Origin of the sequence: Saccharothrix violaceirubra (assembly GCF_014203755.1) — a bacterium.
Taxonomy (GTDB): domain Bacteria; phylum Actinomycetota; class Actinomycetes; order Mycobacteriales; family Pseudonocardiaceae; genus Actinosynnema; species Actinosynnema violaceirubrum.
Genome location: NZ_JACHJS010000001.1, coordinates 92,316 through 113,984, shown reverse-complemented (window position 1 = coordinate 113,984; position 21,669 = coordinate 92,316). Strand labels below are relative to the sequence as shown.

The window sequence follows — 21,669 nt, the reverse complement described above, 5'->3', positions numbered from 1 at the left end:
ACATCGGGTCGTTACCGGTGCAGGAACCCGGCGGGACGGTTGCGGAAATGGTGGGCAGAGGGATCACGCCTCTTGGGCGTCGCAGGGAGCGCGAGCGATTCGCCCGCGCCGTCGACGCACAGCCCGGCGAGGTGGACCCCGGGTCGCCGTTCGCGGCCGAACTCGCCGTCGTGGCCGGATTGCGGGACTCCGCAGCCTTGGCCGCGGCCCTGGACCCCACCACCCCCGGCCCCGACGAGGCCGCCCGTTCCCGCATGCGTGCCCGCATCCTGACCGGCCTGACCACCCCGGACCTGACGACGCCGGACGCCGGCAGCCCTTCTTCCGGCAGTACCCCCGCCGGCGGCAACCCGCCCGACACCGACGCGATCTCCGAGCCTGCGCCCCGGGGCGACGCACCGGGCACGGCGGTCCAAGCCGCCGCCGACCCGATGGTGACCAACCCGACGGCGGCCGGCAACGACACCCGCCACCCCACCCCGGTACCCCGACCCCGCACGCACTCCGCCGACCCGACCGGCCTCCGCGACTCCGACCCGACCGCGCCCCAGGGGAACCGGGAGCCGACGCCACCCCCTCCCACCCGGCTTGACCGCCGCCGCTCCCGCGCCGGGACGCGTGGCCGGATCGCGGTCGCCGCCGCGGCCGGGTTGCTGCTCGTCCTCTCGCTCGCGGGCACGAGCCTTCTCCTCAGCCGCGACGCGCTGCCCGGCGACGCGCTCTACGGCTTCAAGCGCACCGCCGAATCGGCGTCCCTCGGCCTGACCTTCGACGAGGAGGACAAGGGCTACAAACGCCTGGAGTTCGCGACCGCGCGCGTCGACGAGCTGACCACGCTCACCGACCGCAACCCGGACGGCGGCGGGCCGCTCGGCGGTTATCTCACCGCGCTGACCGACTTCGACTCCGACGCGGCGGCGGGCGCACGGTCCCTGGCCGCGACCACCGACCCGAGCACGCTCACCGCGTTGACCGAGTGGGCGAACGCGCAGGCCGACCGGCTGGCCCGGCTGCGCCCGGACCTGCCGGCCGAGGCCGGGTCGCGCGCGGACGCGTCGCTGGACCTGCTCGGCCGGATCGCGCGGCGGGCCGCTGACCTGGCCACCCGCGTCGGCTGCGCGGTGATCACGTCGGGCGGGGTCGACGAGGTCGGTCCGCTCCCGGCCGCCGAAGCGTGCACGCCCGGCACCCGGCAGAACCCGACCACTCCCGGACAGCCCGCGCCGACCACTCCGGGCGGCGCCGTCACGGCCACGACTCCCGGCGGCACCGCCGCACCGCCCGCCGGCACGGTGACCGGCGGTCCCGGCGTGCCCTCCGCGCAGTTGCCCGTGCCGCCCGCGACGACCGTGCCGACGACGTCCGGCCTGCCCTTGACGCTGCCGCTTCCGTTGCCGCTGCCCGGTCTCAGCGGCTGATCGCTACCCTTGACCCCATCGGATCAACGGGAGGCGTCGACGTGGTGAGGAGGCGGGTGGTGGAAGGCACGGCAGAGCGCGAACGGCTCGCCGAACTGGCCGGTCAGGCCTCGGCCGAGGCCGCGCTCGCCGTCGGTCCCGGCCTGGAGACGGCGGCTGCGACGGACCTGACCGCGGCGGCGTTCTTCGACGTGGACAACACCATGATGATGGGCGCGTCGATCTTCCACTTCGCCCGCGGCCTGGCCGCGCGCAAGTACTTCAAGAACTCCGACCTGATGGGGTTCGCCTGGCAGCAGATCAAGTTCCGGGTCGGCGGCCGGGAGGACCCGCAGAGCGTCAAGGCGTCCCGTGAGCAGGCGTTGTCGTTCGTGGCCGGCCGGTCGGTGGCCGAACTCGTCGCGCTCGGCGAGGAGATCTACGACGAGCTGATGGCCGACAAGATCTGGACCGGCACCCAGGCCCTGGCGAAGATGCACCTGGACGCGGGCCAGCGGGTGTGGCTGGTCACCGCCACCCCGGTGGAGCTGGCCCGGATCATCGCCCGCAGGCTGGGGCTGACCGGCGCGCTGGGCACCGTGTCCGAGTCCGAGGACGGCATCTACACCGGCAAGCTCGTCGGCGACCTGCTGCACGGCCGGGCCAAGGCGCACGCGGTCCGCGCGCTGGCCGCGAAGGAAGGCCTGGACCTGCGGCGCTGCACCGCGTACTCGGACTCGGTCAACGACGTGCCCATGCTGTCGGTCGTGGGCACGGCGGTGGCGGTCAACCCGGACTCGGGCCTGCGCGAGGTGGCCCGCAAACGGGCGTGGGAGATCCGCGACTTCCGCACCGGCCGCAAGGCGGCCAAGATCGGCGTCCCGTCGGTGCTGGGCGCCGGCGCCGTGGCCGTGGCCGCCGGCCTCGCCTACCGCCGCCGCCAGTGACCCGCGAGTCCTCCGCTCAGGCACCCTGAAACACGCACTCGGACAGTACGAAACACGCACTCAGGCACCGCGAAATACGCACTCGGGCAGCACGGAATGCGCTCTCAGCCCAGGAACACGTTGCGCCGCTGCGTGAGCAGCCGGTACAGGGTCTGCTGGATGGTCTCCCGCACCTGGTCGGTCAGGTTGAACACGAGCATCGGGTCGTCCGCCGCGTGCTCACCGTGCCCGTCCGTCCGGATCGGCTCGCCGAACTCGATGTACCACTTCGACGGCAACGGCACCGCGCCCAACGGCCCCAGCCACGGGAACGTCGGCGTCACCGGGAAGTAGGGGAACCCGAACAGCCTGGCCAACGGCTTGATATCCCCGATCTTCGGGTAGATCTCCTCCGCGCCCACGATCGCGCACGGCACGATCGGCACCCCGGCCTTCAACGCCGCCGACACGAACCCGCCGCGCCCGAACCGCTGGAGCTTGTACCGGTCCTTGAACGGCTTGCCGATGCCCTTGAACCCCTCCGGCCACACGCCCACCAGTTCTCCGGAGCGCAGGAGCCGTTCCGCGTCCGGGTGGCACGCCAGCGTCTGCCCGGACTTGCGCGCCAACGCGCCGAGCACGGGCGTGCGGAACACCAGGTCGGCGCCGAGCATGCGCAGGTGCCGGTGCGCGGGGTGGTCGACGTGCACGCCGTACGCGGTCATCAGGGCGTCCAGCGGCAACGTGCCCGAGTGGTTGGCCACGAGCAGCGCCCCGCCTTCGGCCGGTACGTGGTGCAGCCCGATCGTCTCGACCCGGAACCACTTCTCGTACAGCGGTTTCAACGGCGGCATCAGCACGTTCGCGGTGAGGTCGCGGTCGAAGCCGAACTCGTCGATCTCGTACTCGCCCTCCAGCCGCCGGCGCGCGAACGCGAACAGGTCGGCCAGCCGCCGCTCCCAGTCCCCGCTCATCGCCCGTCCCCGCGCAGCCACGAGACCAGATCCAGCGCACGGTGCTCCACGGAGGCCACCAGGTCGCGGTCCACGACCGGCCGCAGGCCGCGACCGCTGACGTAGTCGTCGAACGCTTGGAGCGTGGTCCACCGGGGCGTGAACCCGAACCGCTCCTTGAGCGGCGTGGTGTCCACGACCCGGCCCCAGTTGAGGAACCGCATCTGGTCGGGTGAGAAGTCGACGAGCCGCGCGCCCCGGAACACGCGTCCGGTCAGCGGCACGGCCGGGCTCGGCACGGGCAGGTTGACCCGGCCCGCGCGGCGGATGGCCTGGGAGAGCATCAGCACCCCGTCCCCGCCGACGTTGAACACGCCGGGCAGGTCGTGGCGGACCGCGCGGTCGAGCACGGCCAGCGCGTCCTCGGCGTGCAGAAGTTGCACGCGCGCGTCGTAGCCGAGCACGGTCGGCACGACCGGCAGGGCGAAGTACCTGGTCAGAACGGTGTCGATGCGTGGGCCGATGAAGTTGGCGAACCGCAGCACGGTCACGTCCACGTCGGGCCGGCGGCGGGAGAACGAGCGCACGAAACCTTCGACCTCGACGGCGTCCTTGGCGTACCCGCGTGACGGGAGGTCCTTGGGACCCATCTCCTCAGTGAACACGGCCGGGTCACGCGATGACGCGCCGTACACGGCCGTGGTCGACTTGACGACGAGTTTGCGCACGTGGGGCGACTGCTGGCAGGCGGCGAGGAGCTGCATCGTGCCGAGGACGTTCATCTCCTTCATCGCGGTCCGCCCGGTCGGCCCGGCGGGGTTCGCCGTGACGGAGGCGTGCACGACGGTGTCCACCTGGGCGGTGGCGACGACCTTGGCGATGAGGGGGTTGCGGATGTCGGCGCGCACGAACTCGGCGCGGCCCATCCGTCGGCGCAGATCGCGCGAGGGCTGTTCGGTGTCGACGGCCAGCACCCGGTCGACGGCGGGATCCGCCGCGAGGCGCGCGGCGAGGTGGCCGCCGAGGAAGCGGCTGCATCCGGTGACGAGAACGACCTTGGGCGCCATCACCACGATGCTACGGACGGGACCGCCCGCGTTCCTCCCCGGAGGGCGAACGCGGGCGGCACCGGAAACCCGCAGAGGTCTACTTGCCGCGCTTCCTGCGCTGCACCCGAGTCTTGCGCAGAAGCTTGCGGTGCTTCTTCTTCGACATGCGCTTGCGGCGCTTCTTGATGACCGAGCCCATGCGGGTTCCTTAACTACTAGACGTCTTGGTGGGTCTCCATGCGCCGGTGGAGACACCCGTCAACGGGGCACGCCGACCAGCAGGCACGAACGGCCTACCACTTTACCCGCTGGCCACGCACCGCTCTCACCCGGCGTCGAAGTAGGCGTTGCGCAGGTAGTCGTGCACCGCCTTCTCCGGGACCCGGAACGACTTGCCGACCCGCACGGCGGGCAGTTCGCCCGAGTGCACGAGCCGGTAGACCGTCATCTTCGACACGCGCATCACCAGCGCGACCTCGGCGACCGTCAGGAACTTCACCCCGACGATCGGCTTCTCCTCCGCAGTCATCGACATCACCGCGTCCTTCGACACGCGTCGTGCCGTCGGCTTCCCCACCGACGGTTCGACACGCACGTGCTGCCCTGAGGGTAACGGGACGGGTGGGGCTGGTGCGACGGCCAATGGCGCGATCAGCCCTTCTCGTGCGCGTTGCCCAGCTCGACGGACCGGTCGCGAGCGGCTTCGATAGCGGCCAGCAACGCCGCGCGCACGCCGTGCTTCTCCAGTTCGCGGATGGCCATGATCGTGGTGCCGGCGGGCGACGTGACGGCTTCGCGCAGGATGACCGGGTGCTGCCCGCCCTCGGCGAGCATGGTCGCCGCACCCACCGCGGACTGGATGATCAGACTGCCGGCGAGTTCACGCGGGATGCCGAGCAGGATCCCGGCGTCGATCATGGCTTCGACCAGGTAGAAGAAGTACGCGGGCCCCGAGCCGGACAGTGCCGTGACCGCGTCCTGCTGGGACTCGGGCACCCGCACGACCTTGCCCACCGTGCCGAGCAGCTCCTCGACGAGGTCGAGGTGCTCCTCCCCGGCGTGCCGACCGGCGGAGATCGCGCTCATCGCCTCGCCGACCAGCATCGGGGTGTTCGGCATGACCCGGACGACCGGCGTACCGGCGGGTAGACGACGTTCGAAGAGCGCGGTGGGCAACCCGGCGCACAGCGACACGACCAACGTCCCGGGCGCGAGATCCCCGACAAGCTGATCCAACAAGGGCTCGATGTCCTGCGGCTTGACCGCGACGACCAACACGTCGGCCCGCTTGGCCGCCTCCCCGACGGAAACCCCTTCGACCCCGTACCGCCCGGTCAACTCGGCGGACCGCTTCGCATGCTTCTCGGTGAACAACAGGTCACCGGCAGGCCGCCCCCCGTCGAGCAACCCGGACAACAACGCCTCACCGATCTTCCCAGCCCCAAGCACCGCGATCGTCGTCATGGCCCAATCCTCCTACGCCCCACACGCCCCCGTTCGGACCACTCCCGCAGTTGCACAAGCAACCACAACCACCACCCGATCGAAGGTGCCCGAGTGCGTGTTTCGGGGTGTCCGAGTGGCGGACTCGCGCGTTCGCGAAGAGGAAGGCAAGCGACCCACGACGGCAGCAGTCGGAGGCGAAGTCCCCCTGAGTGCCCCTTTCTGGTGGTCTGCCCAGCGGCGAGCGTCGCCCTTCACGCTTCCCCGAACCAACCCCGAACGACACCCACCGCACACCGGCAAACAGCCCCGGACCAACCACCACCCGCCGGTCCAAGCCCCGAACGCGAGCCGCCCACCTTTCGGTGCCCGAACGCACAACTCGGGGTGCCTGAGTGCACAACTCGCGGTGTCCGAACGTATAACTCGCGCGGTAGAGGGGCGGGATCACCCGGACGAAGGTGCCTGAGTGCGTGTTTCGGAGTGTCCGAGTGGAGGACTCGCGGGTCAGTCGGCAGGGGTCAAGGCCAACTGACGGGCCTGACACACCAGAGCCCCGGAAGAGTCGAGAATGACCGCGTCCTCGTCGAACCACCGCCCCGCCACGGAAGAACAAGAGAACCGGGCCCGCAACCAACCCACCGCCGGCACCCCCCGCACCAAAGCCGTGAGCTGCACCGTAGGCGACCACCCGAATCGTCCCAGGTTGAACGTCACCGGCATCGAGATGTCCCCGACCACCAAAGCGAAGTAGGGATCGGGCCGCTCCCCCCGAGGCCGGGCCCACAACGTCAACTCCAACGGATCCCCCACCCGCCCGAACAGGAATCCGGCCGTACGGGGATCAAGCCGCACATCGCACACGGAAGACAGGTTGAACACCCCACGCGGGGTCGACGAAGCCAGATCCACCGCATCCGCCGGCGGCTCCCCCTCCATCTCGGGCAGAGCCGAATACTCGGGCACGGAAGAAGGCAGCACCCCCACGGTCACGCTCACCTCGACACAGGACCGACCACGCTGCTCGAGAACGGCGTTGACCACGCTCGCGGTCCGCCCGACCCGTCGCACGTCCGTCCGCACCAACACCGGCCCCACCTCGGGCGACCGCAAGAACTGCCCGGAGACGACCAGGGGCGCCAATTCGTCGGAGGCGACTCGCGACCCCACGGCATGCACAGCGGCACGCGCGAGCACCGCGAGCAGAAACCCACCGTGCGGCTTGGGCCCCACGGTCCACTCGACAGGCAACGAAGCCGTGTACGTCCCGTCCCCGAGCGACCGGACCGCGCTCGCGGCGGAGAATCCGGCGTTCATCGGCGACCGACGGCGTACCAGCGGGGCCCGAAGGGCACCCGTACCCGCACCGTGTGCCCCAACGCCGACAACGCGTGCCGCCCACGCGCCCCCAACGGCACCTCGTACTCGAACGACCCCGGCGGCCGGTCGTACCACCGGGCACGCTCACCGATGATCTCCACCAAGCGCCGGTCCCCGGTGGAGAAGACCGGCTCACCGGGCGCCGCCAGCAAGGCGTTCACGCACCGCACGTAGTCGAGCTTGGCCGCATGGGAAGGCCCACGTTCCGCCAAGTGCACACGGTCGGACTCGACAGCCAACCGGTCCGACGCCGGTACCCGCCGCACCACACGGGCACCCAAGGCCCGCACCCGGTCGGCGTCCACCTCGGGTTCGAGGTCGGTGTCCTCCAGCAGCCCCCCGGCCGCCAGTTCCTCCACCAGCCGCAGGTACGACTCCCCGTCGACACCCCCACCGGCCAATGTCACCCGAAACCCCTGGTCCACCAGGGTTTCCGCCGCGTCGACGGCATCGGAGACGGTCCGTCCGGCGGTGAAGCGCCGGACGACGGGCAGGGTGAGGCGACGGACCGCGGCGGCGAGCGGGTGCACGGTCGTGACCCTAACCGGTGATCGACTGGAAGGCCGTCTCAGCCGAGGTGGCGGCGGGCGAACCGGAGTGACTCGGCGAGCAGTTCGCGGCGCGCGGCGGCGGTGCGCGCCCGGCGCGTGTTGACCTCCAACACGACCTGGCCTGCGAATCCCGACCCGGCCAGCGATTCGCACAGCGCGGCGCACGGCTGGCTGCCCCGGCCGGGCACGAGGTGTTCGTCCTTCGGCAGTCCGCTGCCGTCCGCGAGGTGCACGTGGGTCAGCCCGTCGCCCATGCGCTTGTACAGCTCCAGGGCGTCCATGCCGGCGGCGGACGCGTGCGACAGGTCGAGCGTGTAGTTGCGGTGGCCGACGTCGGTCGGGTCGATCGACGGCCGGAACGCCGTGACCTGCACGGCACGACCACGTCCCAGACCACGCCGCACGGGGAACATGTTCTCGACCGCGATCGCGATCCCGCTCTCGTCCTCCAGGCCCGCGACCAGCTCGGCGAAGCCTTCGGCGTAGCGGCGCTGCCAGATGAACGGCGGGTGCAGCACGACGGTGCGCGCACCCAGTTCACCGGCGGCGCGAACGCTGCGGCGCAGCCGTTCGACCGGGTCGGGCGACCAGATGCGCTGGCTGATCAGCAGGCACGGCGCGTGCACGGCGAGCACGGGCATGCCGCTGCGGTTCGACAGCCGTTGCAGGGCGCGCACGTCCTGGCTGATCGGGTCGGCCCAGACCATGACCTCGACGCCGTCGTAGCCGAGTTCGGCGGCGGCCTCGAACGCGGCACCGGCGGGTTGCGGCCACACGGCCGCGGTGGAGAGTCCGACCGGGATCAAGATTTCACCAGCAGCATGGCCGCCGGTGAGACCGTGACGATCAGGCCGACCAGCACGGCGAGCACCGTGGTCTGGAGGTCGTCCGCGCGGCGGATCTTGCGCACCATCAGGACGAGTCCGACGGTGACGGCCAGTGCGACGACCAGGGCGGCCGGCGCGAGCGTCCGCCAGAGGAAGCTGAAGCCGAGCCACAGGGCCGCGCCGCCGACGATGCCGATCGCGAGCTGGCCGATCATGAGCGCCCATTCCTTGCCGGGCGAGCGGCGGGCGGGCGCGTCCTCCTCGTCGTCGTCCGCGAGCCCGGCGGGCTTCTCGTCGTCGAGCCCGGCGGGGCCGCGGTCGTCCTCCTCGTCAAGGTCGACGTACGGGTGGAACTGGGTGCCCTCCTGCTCGATCCCCTCGCGGCGCGGCTGCGGCTCGTCGTCGCCGAACCAGTCCTCGGGCGACTGGCCGGGGATCGGGTCGGGCATGCGCGCCGGCGCGGGCGGGACGATCAGCACGGACTCGGTCGGCCGGGCCTCCAGGGGCAGGTCGGGCCGCTCGTCGATGCGGGGCATGACCTCGGTCACGGGCTCGCGCGCGGGAAGCGGCGGCGGACCGGGTCGGCGCGGGGGTTCGAAGTCGTCGACGATCGGCGGCACGACGCTGGTCCGCTCGGCCGCGTCCTCGGGCACGCCGCGCCGGGGCGCCCCGGCGAACGGGTCGAGCCGGGACGACGAGGTCTCCGCACGCCGGACCGGGTCCAGCCGGGACGAGGACGTCTCCGCACGCCGGACCGGGTCCAGCCGGGACGAGGACGTCTCCGCACGCCGGTCCAGGCGCGGCGAACTCGCTTCCGGGCCGACCATCGGGTCCAGGCGCGAGGACGAGGTCTCCGGGCCGCCGAACGGCCGCGCGGCGCCGGGTTCGGCCCGCCGGGACGGGCCGGTCTCGGGGCCGTCGAACGGGTCGCCGCCCGCGAAGGTCTCGGCACCGAACGGGTCGTGGCGCTGCGGTTCGTGGCGCTGCGGTTCGCCGGTGCGGCGCGGCAGGTCGACCGGGTCCATCCGGGAGGTCGGCGCCGGGTCGGTCCGCACGGGCGGTGCGTAGGTGGTGCGTTCGGGTTCGGGTCGGCGCGGCGGGGAGGACCGGCCGCGTTTCGATGCCGGAGGTGGCGGTGGCGCGGCCGGTGGCGGCGTGATCGGAGGCGGTGCGACCGGCGGCGGAGTGGCGGCCGGCGGCGGCTCGTCGCGGATCGGCAGCAGCCGCCCACTGTCGGAGTTGACCCGGTCGATGATCGACTGTGGAGCGGTGTCCGACGCGTCCTCGGCGGCACGGCGCCGTCGTCGACGCGGCTGTGCGTCACCGGAGGCGCCGCCGTACTGGGCGAGCAACTCCGCGACGGTACGCGTGGTCTGCTCCGACTCGCTCTCTCGACTCATCAACTCCACCGTGCCCCGTGGCGGCCGTTCCGTCCAGTCTCACCCGACCGCCGGGCGCGAGCCGGGGGGGTCTCCTGGTCCGATCCATTAGTGTGGTCCAGCCGACGAAGGATGACACCTTCCCGCAGGGCCCAGGGACAAATCTCCAACTCGTGGAGCGAGAGCGCCCGCATGGACGCCTCCGCGACCAGGGCACCGGCGACCAATTGGTGGGATCGACTGGGGCTCACGCCCTCCAGTTCGGCGAGGTCGGCCGCGTTCATCCGGGAGATGAACGCGATCAGCTGGCGCAGGCCGGCGTCGGTGAGCACGCGTCGTGCCCGCGGTCCGGCCGAGGACGGCGCCGCGCCGGTGAGCCTGGCCAGCGTGCGGAACGTCTTGGACGTGGCCACGACCCGGTCCGGGGTGCCGCCCTTGAGCAGCTTCTTCGCCACGGGTGCGAGCTGCTCGGCGAGCCACTCGGTGGTCTCGCGGACCTCGGCCCTGGTCGGCGGGTCGTGGTGGAAGCGGGTGCGGGTGAGGCGGCCGGCGCCCAGGGGGACCGAGATCGCCTCCTCGGGCTCCTCGTCCTGGCCGACGGCCAGTTCCAGCGAGCCGCCGCCGATGTCCAGGCTCAGCAGCCGCCCGGCGGACCACCCGTACCAGCGGCGGACCGCGAGGAACGTGTACCGGGCCTCGTCGGCGCCGGAGAGGACCTTGAGGTCGACGCCGGTCTCGGCGCGGACCCGGTCCAGGACCTCCGCGGAGTTGGCCGCCTCGCGCACGGCCGACGTCGCGAACGCCATCAGGTCGGCGCAGCCGAGCTGCACGGCGGTCGCCTTCATCGCGGCGACGGTGCGGACGAGCTGGTCCGCACCGTCGCGCGTGAGCATTCCGGCGTCGTCGAGCTGCTCGGCCAGCCGCAGGACGGCCTTCTCCGAACTCATGGGCGTCGGGTGGGCACCACGATGAGCGTCCACCACCAAGAGGTGGACGGTGTTGGACCCGACGTCAAGCACCCCGAGGCGCACGCGGTGCACCGTACCCGGCGACGGGGTCAGCTCTCGAACTTGTAACCCAAACCACGCACCGTCACCAGGTGGCGGGGCGCGGACGGGTCCGGTTCGATCTTCGAACGCAGGCGTTTGACGTGCACGTCCAGGGTCTTGGTGTCCCCGACGTAGTCCGCGCCCCACACCCGGTCGATGAGCTGGCCGCGGGTCAGCACGCGGCCGACGTTGCGCAGCAGGTACTCCAGGAGGTCGAACTCCTTGAGCGGCAGGCTGACCTCGCCGCCGTCGACCGTCACGACGTGCCGTTCGACGTCCATCCGGACGGGTCCGGCCTCGAGCACCTGGGGCAGCAGCTCCTCGGACTCGCCGCCCCGGCGCAGCACGGCGCGGATGCGGGCGATCAGCTCGCGCGCCGAGTAGGGCTTCGTCACGTAGTCGTCGGCGCCCAGTTCGAGGCCCACGACCTTGTCGATCTCGCTGTCCCGCGCGGTCACCATGATCACCGGGACGGCTGAGCGCTGGCGCAACTGCTTGCACACGTCCGTGCCGCTCATGCCGGGCAGCATGAGGTCGAGGAGCACGATGTCGGCGCCGTTGCGGTCGAACTCCTCCAGTGCCTCCTGGCCGGTGCCGGCGAGGGCGGCGGTGAAGCCCTCCTTGCGCAGCAGGAAGGCGAGCGGATCGGCGAAGGACTCCTCGTCCTCAACGATGAGCACCCTGGTCACAGCTCTCCTCCGAGTCGCGTCGTGGCGAGTTCCGATGGGGACGGGTCGGCGGTATGGCCTTCCCCGGTCTGGTGCGCCGGGATGCGCAGCGTGAAGGTCGAGCCGGTGCCCGGCAGGCTCCACAGCTTCACCTCGCCGCCGTGGTTCGCGGCGATGTGCTTGACGATCGCGAGCCCGAGCCCGGTGCCGCCGTTGGCCCGCGACCGCGCCTTGTCCACGCGGTAGAACCGCTCGAACACGCGGGTCTGCTGGTCCTCGGCGATGCCGATGCCCCGGTCGGTGACGGCGATCTCGACGAAACCCGCCACCTCGCGGCGGCTGACCGACACGGGACTGCCCGGCGGCGAGTAGGCGACAGCGTTGTCGAGCAGGTTGCTCAACGCGGTGACCAGCAGCGTGCGGTCGCCCTCGACGCCGAGGCCGGAGGGGTCGTCGGTGGTGATCTCGATGTCGACGGCCTCGGCGGCCAGGCGCGAGCGGCCCAGCGCCTCGCTGATCACGACGTCGACGTCCACCCGGTTCAGCTCGGGCAGCTTCTCGGCGCCCTGCAGCCGCGACAGCGCGATCAACTCGGTGACCAGGGTGCCCAGGCGGGTGGCCTCCTGCATGATCTTGGCGCTGAACCGCCGGACCTCCTCCTGGTCGTCGGAGGCGTCGAGGACGGCCTCGGCGAGCAGGGCGAGGGCGCCCACCGGTGTCTTCAGCTCGTGGCTGACGTTGGCCACGAAGTCGCGCCGGGTGGCCTCCAGCCGCACGGCGTCGGACTCGTCGGAGGCGTGCACGACGACGAACCCGTCCACGAGGACCTTGACCTGCGCGTGGACGGCCTCGGGCTGGCGGCCCTTGACCTCCAGTGAGGACAGGTCGACGGGGACGACCTCGTGCGTCTCGCGGGCGAGTTCGGCGGCCCGGCGGGCGCGGTCGTCCACGCGGTTGTTGCGCACCACGCCGAGGTCGGCGGCACGCGGGTTGTGCAGGACGACGTCGCCGAAACCGTTGAGGACGACGATCCCGTCATGGGCGGATTGGACGACCATGCCCATCAGGTCGGCCACGGTCAGGCCGGCCGGGCGTTCGGTCCTGGGGCGGGCGGTGGCCCGCCCCGCGAGAAAAGCCCCGCCGCCGATCAGCAGAGCGCCGATCGACAGGACGAGGTAACCCGTTGCGGTCACGAGCGCATCGTAAGCAGCTCAGACGGGGTCCGGCCTAGACCACAGGCGTGGTTCGTGACGCCGCCGACACCGTCTGGCTCCGATGTTTTCTCGTACGCCGTTTGCAGTTCACCCAGTCGTGTCCAAACCCGCCATGTCCTGTTCGGACGGCCGCAGCCTGGGTCTCTTCCAGGTGACATGCGGAGGACTTGCCGTGGACGTGTGGTGGACCACTACCACTGTCGGTAGACGTATGCCCGTTATGTCCATACTGGCGGGTTGCGGAGACGGGAACGGGGCGGTACGCGTGCGCGTACCGCCCCGTTCCGACCGGTCCTAGCGACCCTGGTTGGCCACGGCCTTGATCGCGTCGGCCGCCGCGTCCGGGTCGAGGTAGGTGCCGCCCGGGTTGGTGGGCTTCAGGTCGTCGTCGAGGTCGTAGCGCAGCGGGATGCCGGTGGGGATGTTCAGACCGGCGATGTCCGTGTCGGAGATCCCGTCGAGGTGCTTGACGAGGGCGCGCAGCGAGTTGCCGTGCGCCGCGACGAGGACGGTCTTGCCCGCGCGCAGGTCGGGGACGATCTCCTCGTCCCAGTACGGGAGGATGCGCTTGACGACGTCGAGCAGGCATTCGGTCAGCGGCAGGTCGTCGCCCAGGCCCGCGTAGCGCGGGTCGGCGTCCTGGCTGAACTCGGAGCCGCGCTCGATCACCGGCGGGGGCGTGTCGTAGGACCGGCGCCAGAGCTGGAACTGCTCTTCGCCGAACTCCGCGAGGGTCTGCTTCTTGTTCTTGCCCTGGAGAGCGCCGTAGTGGCGCTCGTTGAGCCGCCAGTCCCGCTTGACCGGAATCCAGTGGCGGTCGGCGGCGTCGAGGGCGAGGTTCGCGGTATGGATCGCGCGGCGTAGCAGGGACGTGTGCAGCACGTCCGGCAGCAGTCCGGCGTCGCGGAGGAGGACGCCGCCACGCTTCGCCTCGCCGACGCCCTTCTCGGAGAGGGCGACGTCCACCCAGCCCGTGAAGAGGTTCTCGGCGTTCCACACGCTCTCGCCGTGACGGAGCAGCACCAGGGTTCCCACAGCCATGGCCGTCAGCCTGCCAGATGGGGTGAGAGGAGCGGACGTGTCCCTGCTCATGCCGACTGAATCGTTGTAGGGCCGGCCCACTGTCCGGACCGGCCCCACGACTTCAGTTGAGCGCCCCGCCGGTGTGGATCGGCAGCACCTCGGCCTTGATGAGGCTGTCGTGGACCTCGACGACGTCCCGGAACAGGAGGCCGGCGCCGCCGTGGGCGGACTCGTCGGCCGCACTGGCGGCGGGCGAGGCGGCGAGAAGGGCGACGGCCGGCATGCCGAGGGCGAGCGCGACCTTGCCAAGAATGCGCATGGAACAACTCCGCTTGAATCGGGGATTGGCACGCGAATGCTCTTGTGCCTGGTGTCGAAAGGCCAGCCGAGCCACTCGTCCAGGTGATACTCGATCATGTGGATGACTGCCGGCTGTGGACGACGGGAAGCGGCCCCTTGATCCTCTGCCACGGCGGACCGGGCCTGTGGGACATGTTCGGGGACCTCCGAATGCCGGCGATCCGCTGGGACCAGCGCGGAGGCGGAAGGTCGGAACGCCGGGGCCCGTACACGGTCGAGCGGATGATCGCGGACTTGGACGCCGTACGCAGGCGCTACGGGCTTGCGCGGGTGTCCCTGCTGGGCCACTCGTGGGGCGCGACTTTGGCGTTGAGGTACGCGGTGGCCCACCCGGACCGGGTCGAGAAGCTGGTGTACGTGTCGGGCACGGGGTTGGACGAGGGGTGGGAGGAGGAGTTCAGGGCGAACTTCACCGCGCGACTGGGGGACGAGTGGGAACGGTGGCGGGAATTGAGGTCACGCCGTCGGACCGAGGATGAAGAACGGGAACTCGCCGTGCTGCAGTGGTCAGCCGACTTCGCGGACCGGTCGAAGGCGAGGGGCTACGCGGAACGCATGGCGAACCCTTGGTTCGAGATCAACTACGAGTGCAATGCCGTGCTGGGCAAGGAAACGTGGCCCTCGGCTTTCACGGAGTGCCGACAGTTGGAGGTCCCGACCCTGATCATCGATGGCGCCCAGGACCTGCGGCCACGGTGGTCGGTGGACTCGTTGTTCGAGACCTTGCCGTCGGCAAAGCGGGTCGTGCTGGAGGACGCGGGCCACATCCCTTGGCTGGAGGTGCCGGACGAGTTCGAGGCTGCCGTAGGCGCCTTCCTGGACCCGGCGTAGCAGCTTCGAAGACGCCCCCGCGTTCCTCTGGCTGCATTTCAGTCCGTCTCGACCCAGACCAGACCGTCGGCCTCGGGTCGCGCCCCGCAGCCGGCGAGCAGACCGCGCAGGGCACGACGGACGAGGTCGACCGGGACCTCGGCGTCGGCGGGAAACTCGGCCGGGACGCCGAAATAGGGGAACACCACGGCACCGACGGGGTCGACGTCGCCGCCGGCGATGTACCAGGTGCCCTCGTCCCCGGTATAGCGCACCGCGCCACGTCCGGTCGCGGGATTCACGCCGATGAGCAGTTCGTGCTTGAGGCCTTCGGTGTCAGTCCGTTCATCGACCGCGTAGGCGGTGGCCGCGCGGTAGCGCGGGTCGAGGTCGGGGTCGAGCAGCAGGTCGACGAACGCGTCGACGTCGGCGTCCGTGCGTAGGTGGGTCACGGGTTGGCCGTGTCGGTAGGCGACGTCGAGCACGTATCCCACAGTCACCGCTCCTCTCGTCCGATGTAGGTCCGTGATCCGCCAGGCCAGTGCACGGTCAGCCGTTGGCCGGGTGCGAGCACGACCCGCAGCACACGGTTACACGACCACCGGCTCGCGTCGCACGGACGCCCGTCTATGCGAACACGCAGGTCAGAACACCATCGCCTGTGCAGGGAAGACCACCGCGAGGAGACCGAAGCCTTCACCGACCGAGGAACACCCCCGCGTGTGCGGGGAGGACGGACCGCCGACGCGACGTCCGGCGCTCTTCCACGGAACACCCCCGCGTGTGCGGGGAGGACTCTCCTGGATGTGGCGGTCGAGGTCGGCTGCCGCGGAACACCCCCGCGTGTGCGGGGAGGACAGCCAGCCGCGAGGCGTGGGTGGGCACCAACTCGGAACACCCCCGCATGCGCGGGGAGGACCCGCGACGCCCGGCCTTCGGTGCGCGGGGCGGGGGAACACCCCCGCATGCGCGGGGAGGACGCGGTCGCGTAGTGCGGGGCGAGTTGCGCGCGGGGAACACCCCCGCATGCGCGGGGAGGACGGGGTTCGGCGCGAGGGTTGGCCGTTGGTGGTCGGAACACCCCCGCATGCGCGGGGAGGACCCGGTCGGGACGTGCGAAGGGTGTCAGGGTCCGGGAACACCCCCGCATGCGCGGGGAGGACGGCCGCGCTTGGCGGCTCTGCTCGGCGACGACGGGAACACCCCCGCATGCGCGGGGAGGACACCGTCGCCACGACGCAGCGCGTGGCCGGCTTCGGAACACCCCCGCATGCGCGGGGAGGACCGGTGCACGGTGAACGTCGGAACCCAGATCGCGGGAACACCCCCGCATGCGCGGGGAGGACGGGTGGTGCTGGTGGTGCCGAGTGTTGCGGATGGGAACACCCCCGCATGCGCGGGGAGGACGAGGACCTGGTCGCGTCGATCGGCGTCAACGGAGGAACACCCCCGCATGCGCGGGGAGGACACGAAACGCGGTTCCGACGCGGCGACCCGCGTGGGAACACCCCCGCATGCGCGGGGAGGACTCGTGGCCGGCCGCAGCCGTCCAGCTCGCACTCGGAACACCCCCGCATGCGCGGGGAGGACCTAGCGCTCGGTCGGTGGTCCGCGAGCATGCCGGGGAACACCCCCGCATGCGCGGGGAGGACCGTGGTCTTCCTAGCCGCCATTGTTCGCACCTCCGGAACACCCCCGCATGCGCGGGGAGGACACACCGAGGGCCAGGCCCACGATGACGACCGTGGGAACACCCCCGCATGCGCGGGGAGGACACCGGCACGTGGGCCGACGGGCCGGTTGTCGCGGGAACACCCCCGCATGCGCGGGGAGGACGTCAAACGCCCCCCGCACCTGTGGACAACCCCGGGAACACCCCCGCATGCGCGGGGAGGACACTTGCTGACCAGGGACTCTAGTGGCCGACAGCCCGATTTTCATTCGGTTCACCCGAGTCTCGGAATCCTGCTCAGACCCCTGCGGCGGGCAGCAGCGCCGTCGACAGGCTGAAGAACTCCCGGACCACGCGTGCGGCCCGATGCGGCATCAAACGGGTTCGGAGGTCGTGGATCGCGGCTGTCGAGCGGGTCGACGTCACGGTCGCGGCGAGTTTCACGGCGGTGCTTCCGGCGGTAGCGGCGGCTTCCAGGTCGTGGCTGTCCAAAGCCGCCCGTGCCAAAGTGGCCTGGGCCATGGCTCCCCGGCGGGCGCGGTTGAGGCGTTCGGATTCGGTGGCGGACACCGTCGCGTATCGGGTGGCTTCCTCGGGGCAGGCCAGATCGCGGAAGGCGTGGGCGAACTCGCCGTTCACGTATGCGGCGTCGATGAACCTCGCCCATTCGGGTTCGTCGTCCAAGTCGATGTTGCCGAAGGCGGCTTCAGCCTGGCCCACGCTGCGGACCACCGCGCCCGCGTCGCCCATCGCACCTTCGGCTTTGGCCTGCAACGCCCACAACCTGGCCGCGCACGCGTTCGAATGTCCTTGCGCCAAACCGACTCTGCCCGCCCGCGCCAACTGCACGCCGTGGTCCGGGTGCCCGGTCAACGTCGCCTGATCCGACAAGCCGGCCAGCACGTGCGCCCCCAACTCAGGACTGCCGGCGGCCTCGGCCAACCTCAGGGCCTGCACCAGGTACCGCTGCGCCGACGAATGCTCACCGTTGTCGAACCCCATCCACCCCAACAGGTACAACTGCTCGGCCGCCGCCTCGAACAAAGCACGCCCGCTGTCCGAAGCCGGGTCGTTCTCCCTCAACAACGGCACGACCTGGGAGGTCAGGTACTTCGACAGTTGCTCACGCGCGTGCCCGCCCCCGCGCATCACGTCCAGCTCCTGGAACACGGCGAACGTCCGCCGGATCTCGGCGACCTGCTCACCTCCGACAGACCGTCCCGCACCGGTCCCGTCGAGGGTCGCCACCAGCCAGTCGCGGCTCGGCCCCACGGACGCGGCGACGCTGAACAGCGCCCCGGCCAGGAACGCCCTGCGCTCCATGTCCTGCCTCCCCAAAACGGCCACCACGGCCACGGTAGCGGGGAGACCCTCGGCGTACTCCGGGCCGGAATTGGCCGTGTCGGACCGACTCGCGAACCACCGCAGCCGGGGCGGTACGCGCAGCACGTCGCACCACCGCTCCAGCCGGTCGAGGTCCGTGACCGCCCGGCGGGACCGTTCCAGTTCGCTGATGCGGCCCTGGGTCAGGTCCAGCCATTCGGCGAGCCGGGTCTGGGAGATCCAGGGATTCCAGGACTTGCGATAGGCCAGGAACACCCGGCCTATGTTGCGTGAATGCAACGCATCCGCGAGTGCGGGGCGCAGCCAGAAATCGGCGGGCACGACCGGCGCACCCGACACGAAACCGGCAGCACAACGCGAACACTCGTAGCCTTTGTTGTCGGCGGCCAGCCGGGTTGAGCACACGCGACAGCGGCGGTTTCGCATAGTCGACCTTTCCGAGCCTTGAACAGAGTGTAGCCGCAGCACCACCAATAACGGCGAACCCGATACCCCATCGCCGACCGGTATGGACACCGTCGATCCCGACGAACAGATTGACCGGCGAAACGACAACGGAAAGGCGTTGCGCATGAGCGACATCAAGGAACGGTTCGCCGAAGTGGTCGACGGAATGGTCCGCGACACCGCACCCCGGCTGTTCGCGGTAGTGCAGATCTACGGCGACCACGCCGACGGCCGGATCGCCGCCTGGGGCATGGCGTTCCCGGGCCACGTCGAAGCCGTCTCCACCGAGGGCAGCCTGCACCTGAGTCTCCGCGACACCGAAAGCATCACCCGCGCCTTCACGGCACCCGAGGAGCACCTCACGGCCACCGTGGTCTGGCTGCCCGCCGTCAACGAACGACTGAGCGACATCGACGGCTTCGACCACCCCGAAGAAGGATCCGCCTGGTGGTGACACATCTCCTCGGCGCGCGTCGAGGGCAACTCGTGTCGAATGGGCTACTGTTCCGACCGGAAAGCATGTGGGATCGTGGACGGGAACAGGGAGGACGCATGGTCGACAGGTTCACCGACCCGCTGATGACCCCCAAAGAAGCCGCACGGCATCTCCAGATCCCTCACACGACCATGTACTACTGGCTGCACGAGCAGGCCAATGGGTCTCCACTCGTCCATCAGGTGAACGAGGCGAAACGCGGGCGGCCGTCAGTTCCATTCGTCGCCGTCGTCGAAGCGTACGTCCTCCGCTCGCTTCGCGCACTCGGCCTCACCAAAGCCAAGATCCGGGATACCGCCGCCGCGGTCCGCAGGGAATTCGGCACACCGTACGGCCTTGCCACGAGACGTATAGCGACCGACGGCATCGACATTTTCATCCACTACGCCGACGATCAGCTCGCACGGGCGGGGGACGGGCAACGCCCGATACGAGAAGTGATCGACGACTACCTGAAGTTCATCACCTGGGAGAACGGGGATGATTTCCCCGCTCGACTCCGACTGCGCCAGTACCCCGATGTCGCGCCGGTGATCATCGACCCCCAGTTCGGCTGGGGCACACCGGTGGTGGAGTCCACCAAGGTGCCCGTCCACGCGGTGGTCGACCTCTGGCGAGCCGGTGAGAGCTTGGACGACGTCGCGTACGAGTACGACATGACACGAGAGCAGGTGGAGTCCATCTGCCGGGTCGCCAATGCGGCCTGAGTTCTTCCTCGACCGGGGCTTGGGACGTGGCGTCGCGGAAAGTCTGACCGCATTGGGCTGGATGGTCCACCGCGCCGCAGAGCACTTTCCGAACGACGCCCAGCACATCAGCGACGAGGTCTGGCTCGCCTACGGACTTGAGCACGGCTGGAGTCCGTTGTGCAAGGACGGCCGTATCAAAGGACGCGAGGCCGAACGTGCACCTCTGGAGGTCCACGCGGCCGTGCTTTTCTACCTCGACAACCAACGGCTGGTCCGCGCCGAGATGGTCCGACGTTTCCACGATGCGCAGCAGCGCATCTACCGCGCGGCCCACCGTGGCGGACCGGCGGCCTACGCGGTGGGTTCCGACGGAATCCGACGCACCTGGCCCTGAACTCGTCCCGGGCTGGACGCCGGCAGCGGGTCAGACGACGTCCCGACCCCGGAGGTCCTTCCGCAGGATCTTCCCGGACGCGGACTTCGGGATCGCGGAAATGAACTCGACCTGACGGACCTTCTTGTACGGGGCAACGTGCTCGGCCACGAAGGCGATCACGTCGGCCTCCGTCAAGGAATTGTCCGCCCGCACCACGAAAGCCTTCGGCACCTCGCCGACGTCGGCCACCTGCACGCCGACGACCGCCGCGTCCACGACCGCCGGATGGGTCAGCAACAGAGCCTCCAGTTCCGCCGGCGGGACCTGGTAGCCCTTGTACTTGATCAACTCTTTCACGCGGTCGACGATGGTCACCGCACCCGCGGAGTCGATCACCGCCACATCACCCGTGTGCAGCCAACCCTCGGAGTCCAGGGTCACGGCCGTGGCCTCCGGGTCGTTCAGATACCCCTTCATCACGTTCGGGCCGCGGCACCAGAGTTCGCCGCGTTCCCCGACGCCGACATCCGCGCCGGAGGCCGGGTCGACGAAGCGGCATTCCATGTTCGGTGCGATGAACCCGACCGTCCCCACCGGGATGTCGTCGCGCCCGTCCGGGATGGCGTGGCTCACCGGGCTCATTTCCGTCATCCCGTAGCCCTGCCGCACGTGGCAGTCCAGGCGTCGGGCCACGGCTTCGGCCAGTTCGACGTCCAACGGTGCCGCGCCCGAGAACACCGTGTCGACGGCCGACAGGTCGTACTGGTCGACCAGTGGGTGTTTGGCCAACGCCACGGCCACCGGCGGCGCGATGTACACGCGGTCGGTCCGGTGGTCCTGGATCACGCGCAGGAATTCCGCCAGGTCGAACTTCGGCAGCGTCACGACGGTCGCACCCATGTGCAGGCCGAGGTTCATCAGCACCTGCATGCCGTAGATGTGGAAGAACGGCAGCACGGCCAGGATCCGGCTGTCGGACTCCACCTTCAACAACGGCCCGCACTGCACGATGTTCGCCACCAGGTTCCGGTGGGTCAGCATCACGCCCTTGGCCCGGCCCGTGGTGCCCGACGAGTACGGCAGCACGGCCACGTCGTCGGGCGACACCGGGACCTCCGGCGCGGCACCGGGCATCAGGAGTTCCGGCAGGTCCGAGAACGGGATCGTGTCCGGGAAATCCACCGGACGCGCCGAGAAAAGGAGTTTCACGCCCGCGTCACGCAATTGGAAAGCGACGTCCGCGTCCGTGTACAGGGTGTTGATCGTGGTCGCGGTGGCACCGGCCCGCAGAATGCCGTGGAACACCACCGCGTAATACGGGTCGTTCGGCGCAAGAATGCCCACCACGTCACCGCGTCCGATTCCCCGCGACACGAGCAGGAAAGCGAGCCGCTCGACCGCCTCGGCCAACTCCGCGTAGGTGAGGGACCGCCCGCCCACTCCGTCGACCAGGGCGACCCGGGTCGAAGTGCGGTCGCGGAACAGGAAGTCGTGGAGGGTGACGTCCGGTACGGCGACATCGGGGAACGGACTGCGGAAGACCATACGTGGCCTCACTATCCGGCGGCGGCGATCCGGTCATCGTGGTGCCGCCGGCAACCGTGGTCAAGCCGTTC

At 70.4% G+C, this 21,669-nt stretch carries 23 protein-coding genes and 1 CRISPR repeat array; of the genes, 6 read left to right on the top strand and 17 right to left on the bottom strand.

The genetic code is table 11. From position 1 onward, the window contains the following. Positions 1-47 precede the first annotated feature (47 nt). Entirely contained in the window at positions 48-1,418 is a 1,371-nt protein-coding gene (locus F4559_RS00595; protein ID WP_184665641.1) for a DUF5667 domain-containing protein, read from the top strand. Positions 1,419-1,459: 41 nt separating this feature from the next. Beyond that, entirely contained in the window at positions 1,460-2,344 is an 885-nt protein-coding gene (locus tag F4559_RS00590) for an HAD family hydrolase (protein WP_184665640.1), read from the top strand. Between the two features lie 104 nt (positions 2,345-2,448). Here F4559_RS00590 and F4559_RS00585 read toward each other — a convergent pair whose 3' ends face one another. The 14 genes from F4559_RS00585 to F4559_RS00520 form a co-directional block, all read right to left on the bottom strand. Continuing rightward, on the bottom strand, positions 2,449-3,318 hold the full coding sequence (locus F4559_RS00585; protein ID WP_312865414.1) for a lysophospholipid acyltransferase family protein: 870 nt from the start codon (positions 3,316-3,318) through the stop codon (positions 2,449-2,451). Further along, positions 3,294-4,343, bottom strand: a complete 1,050-nt coding sequence (locus tag F4559_RS36165) for an NAD-dependent epimerase/dehydratase family protein (protein WP_184665639.1) — start codon at positions 4,341-4,343, stop codon at positions 3,294-3,296. Before F4559_RS36165 ends, F4559_RS00585 begins: the two co-directional genes overlap by 25 nt. 79 nt (positions 4,344-4,422) lie before the next feature. Next, positions 4,423-4,524, bottom strand: coding sequence for a 30S ribosomal protein bS22 (locus F4559_RS00575; protein ID WP_015105422.1), 102 nt, complete (start codon positions 4,522-4,524; stop codon positions 4,423-4,425). Positions 4,525-4,650: 126 nt separating this feature from the next. Beyond that, positions 4,651-4,860 carry a helix-turn-helix domain-containing protein gene (locus F4559_RS00570; protein ID WP_221447104.1) on the bottom strand — a complete coding sequence of 70 codons (210 nt, stop codon included), beginning with the start codon at positions 4,858-4,860 and terminating at the stop codon, positions 4,651-4,653. Between the two features lie 116 nt (positions 4,861-4,976). After that, positions 4,977-5,789: a pyrroline-5-carboxylate reductase gene (gene proC / locus F4559_RS00565; RefSeq protein WP_184665638.1), complete on the bottom strand. Its 813-nt coding sequence runs from the start codon at positions 5,787-5,789 to the stop codon at positions 4,977-4,979. A gap of 486 nt (positions 5,790-6,275) precedes the next feature. Further along, positions 6,276-7,085: a thioesterase family protein gene (locus F4559_RS00560; RefSeq protein ID WP_184665637.1), complete on the bottom strand. Its 810-nt coding sequence runs from the start codon at positions 7,083-7,085 to the stop codon at positions 6,276-6,278. Then, positions 7,082-7,678 (bottom strand): hypothetical protein, encoded by a 597-nt coding sequence (locus tag F4559_RS00555; protein WP_184665636.1) that lies wholly within the window; start codon positions 7,676-7,678, stop codon positions 7,082-7,084. Before F4559_RS00555 ends, F4559_RS00560 begins: the two co-directional genes overlap by 4 nt. Before the next feature lie 38 nt (positions 7,679-7,716). Further along, positions 7,717-8,505 (bottom strand): sugar phosphate isomerase/epimerase family protein, encoded by a 789-nt coding sequence (locus F4559_RS00550; protein WP_184665635.1) that lies wholly within the window; start codon positions 8,503-8,505, stop codon positions 7,717-7,719. Next, on the bottom strand, positions 8,502-9,926 hold the full coding sequence (locus F4559_RS00545; protein WP_184665634.1) for an Rv0497 family membrane protein: 1,425 nt from the start codon (positions 9,924-9,926) through the stop codon (positions 8,502-8,504). Before F4559_RS00545 ends, F4559_RS00550 begins: the two co-directional genes overlap by 4 nt. Beyond that, positions 9,926-10,936, bottom strand: coding sequence for a Ppx/GppA phosphatase family protein (locus tag F4559_RS00540; RefSeq protein WP_184665633.1), 1,011 nt, complete (start codon positions 10,934-10,936; stop codon positions 9,926-9,928). Before F4559_RS00540 ends, F4559_RS00545 begins: the two co-directional genes overlap by 1 nt. Positions 10,937-10,962: 26 nt before the next feature. Continuing rightward, on the bottom strand, positions 10,963-11,643 hold the full coding sequence (locus tag F4559_RS00535) for a response regulator (protein WP_184665632.1): 681 nt from the start codon (positions 11,641-11,643) through the stop codon (positions 10,963-10,965). Continuing rightward, a complete protein-coding gene (locus tag F4559_RS00530; RefSeq protein WP_312865413.1) occupies positions 11,640-12,815 on the bottom strand; it encodes a sensor histidine kinase in 1,176 nt (391 codons plus the stop codon). The genes F4559_RS00535 and F4559_RS00530 overlap by 4 nt, the downstream gene beginning before the upstream one ends. Positions 12,816-13,130: 315 nt before the next feature. After that, positions 13,131-13,877 carry a phosphoglyceromutase gene (locus F4559_RS00525; protein ID WP_184665631.1) on the bottom strand — a complete coding sequence of 249 codons (747 nt, stop codon included), beginning with the start codon at positions 13,875-13,877 and terminating at the stop codon, positions 13,131-13,133. Between the two features lie 103 nt (positions 13,878-13,980). Then, entirely contained in the window at positions 13,981-14,178 is a 198-nt protein-coding gene (locus F4559_RS00520; RefSeq protein ID WP_184665630.1) for a hypothetical protein, read from the bottom strand. Between the two features lie 44 nt (positions 14,179-14,222). Here F4559_RS00520 and F4559_RS00515 point away from each other — a divergent pair, with 44 nt between their 5' ends. Further along, the gene (locus F4559_RS00515) at positions 14,223-15,050 is read left to right on the top strand and encodes an alpha/beta fold hydrolase (RefSeq protein WP_312865412.1); all 828 of its coding nucleotides are present in this window, start codon (positions 14,223-14,225) and stop codon (positions 15,048-15,050) included. A 38-nt stretch (positions 15,051-15,088) separates the two neighbouring features. On the opposite strand, the gene F4559_RS00510 is transcribed toward F4559_RS00515, so the two are convergent. After that, complete coding sequence (locus F4559_RS00510; protein ID WP_184665628.1) at positions 15,089-15,529, bottom strand: Imm1 family immunity protein; 441 nt, start codon at positions 15,527-15,529, stop codon at positions 15,089-15,091. Between the two features lie 207 nt (positions 15,530-15,736). Then, a CRISPR array of direct repeats spans positions 15,737-16,926; the repeat unit is 28 nt; unit sequence GGAACACCCCCGCATGCGCGGGGAGGAC. A gap of 72 nt (positions 16,927-16,998) precedes the next feature. Continuing rightward, positions 16,999-18,366 carry a helix-turn-helix domain-containing protein gene (locus F4559_RS00505; protein ID WP_184665627.1) on the bottom strand — a complete coding sequence of 456 codons (1,368 nt, stop codon included), beginning with the start codon at positions 18,364-18,366 and terminating at the stop codon, positions 16,999-17,001. Between the two features lie 250 nt (positions 18,367-18,616). Between F4559_RS00505 and F4559_RS00500 the strand changes: the two genes are divergently transcribed. The 3 genes from F4559_RS00500 (at position 18,617) to F4559_RS00490 (ending at position 20,071) form a co-directional block, all read left to right on the top strand. Beyond that, on the top strand, positions 18,617-18,946 hold the full coding sequence (locus F4559_RS00500; protein ID WP_184665626.1) for a hypothetical protein: 330 nt from the start codon (positions 18,617-18,619) through the stop codon (positions 18,944-18,946). A gap of 98 nt (positions 18,947-19,044) precedes the next feature. Next, on the top strand, positions 19,045-19,695 hold the full coding sequence (locus F4559_RS00495) for a DUF433 domain-containing protein (RefSeq protein WP_184665625.1): 651 nt from the start codon (positions 19,045-19,047) through the stop codon (positions 19,693-19,695). Continuing rightward, complete coding sequence (locus tag F4559_RS00490; RefSeq protein WP_184665624.1) at positions 19,685-20,071, top strand: PIN-like domain-containing protein; 387 nt, start codon at positions 19,685-19,687, stop codon at positions 20,069-20,071. The genes F4559_RS00495 and F4559_RS00490 overlap by 11 nt, the downstream gene beginning before the upstream one ends. A gap of 30 nt (positions 20,072-20,101) precedes the next feature. Here the strand turns inward: F4559_RS00490 and F4559_RS00485 are convergent, their stop codons facing one another. Then, positions 20,102-21,598, bottom strand: a complete 1,497-nt coding sequence (locus tag F4559_RS00485) for an AMP-binding protein (protein ID WP_184665623.1) — start codon at positions 21,596-21,598, stop codon at positions 20,102-20,104. Between the last annotated feature and the right edge of the window lie 71 nt (positions 21,599-21,669).

What these genes read in the sequence shown, in the direction of transcription:
- F4559_RS00520 (WP_184665630.1), bottom strand. Translation starts at nt 14,178, where the DNA reads ATGCGCATTCTTGGCAAGGTCGCGCTCGCCCTCGGCATGCCGGCCGTC.
- F4559_RS00495 (WP_184665625.1), top strand. Translation starts at nt 19,045, where the DNA reads ATGGTCGACAGGTTCACCGACCCGCTGATGACCCCCAAAGAAGCCGCA.
- F4559_RS00485 (WP_184665623.1), bottom strand. Translation starts at nt 21,598, where the DNA reads ATGGTCTTCCGCAGTCCGTTCCCCGATGTCGCCGTACCGGACGTCACC.
- F4559_RS00595 (WP_184665641.1), top strand. Translation starts at nt 48, where the DNA reads ATGGTGGGCAGAGGGATCACGCCTCTTGGGCGTCGCAGGGAGCGCGAG.
- F4559_RS00525 (WP_184665631.1), bottom strand. Translation starts at nt 13,877, where the DNA reads ATGGCTGTGGGAACCCTGGTGCTGCTCCGTCACGGCGAGAGCGTGTGG.
- F4559_RS36165 (WP_184665639.1), bottom strand. Translation starts at nt 4,343, where the DNA reads ATGGCGCCCAAGGTCGTTCTCGTCACCGGATGCAGCCGCTTCCTCGGC.
- F4559_RS00545 (WP_184665634.1), bottom strand. Translation starts at nt 9,926, where the DNA reads ATGAGTCGAGAGAGCGAGTCGGAGCAGACCACGCGTACCGTCGCGGAG.
- proC (WP_184665638.1), bottom strand. Translation starts at nt 5,789, where the DNA reads ATGACGACGATCGCGGTGCTTGGGGCTGGGAAGATCGGTGAGGCGTTG.
- F4559_RS00490 (WP_184665624.1), top strand. Translation starts at nt 19,685, where the DNA reads ATGCGGCCTGAGTTCTTCCTCGACCGGGGCTTGGGACGTGGCGTCGCG.
- F4559_RS00560 (WP_184665637.1), bottom strand. Translation starts at nt 7,085, where the DNA reads ATGAACGCCGGATTCTCCGCCGCGAGCGCGGTCCGGTCGCTCGGGGAC.
- F4559_RS00500 (WP_184665626.1), top strand. Translation starts at nt 18,617, where the DNA reads ATGAGCGACATCAAGGAACGGTTCGCCGAAGTGGTCGACGGAATGGTC.
- F4559_RS00570 (WP_221447104.1), bottom strand. Translation starts at nt 4,860, where the DNA reads ATGTCGATGACTGCGGAGGAGAAGCCGATCGTCGGGGTGAAGTTCCTG.
- F4559_RS00575 (WP_015105422.1), bottom strand. Translation starts at nt 4,524, where the DNA reads ATGGGCTCGGTCATCAAGAAGCGCCGCAAGCGCATGTCGAAGAAGAAG.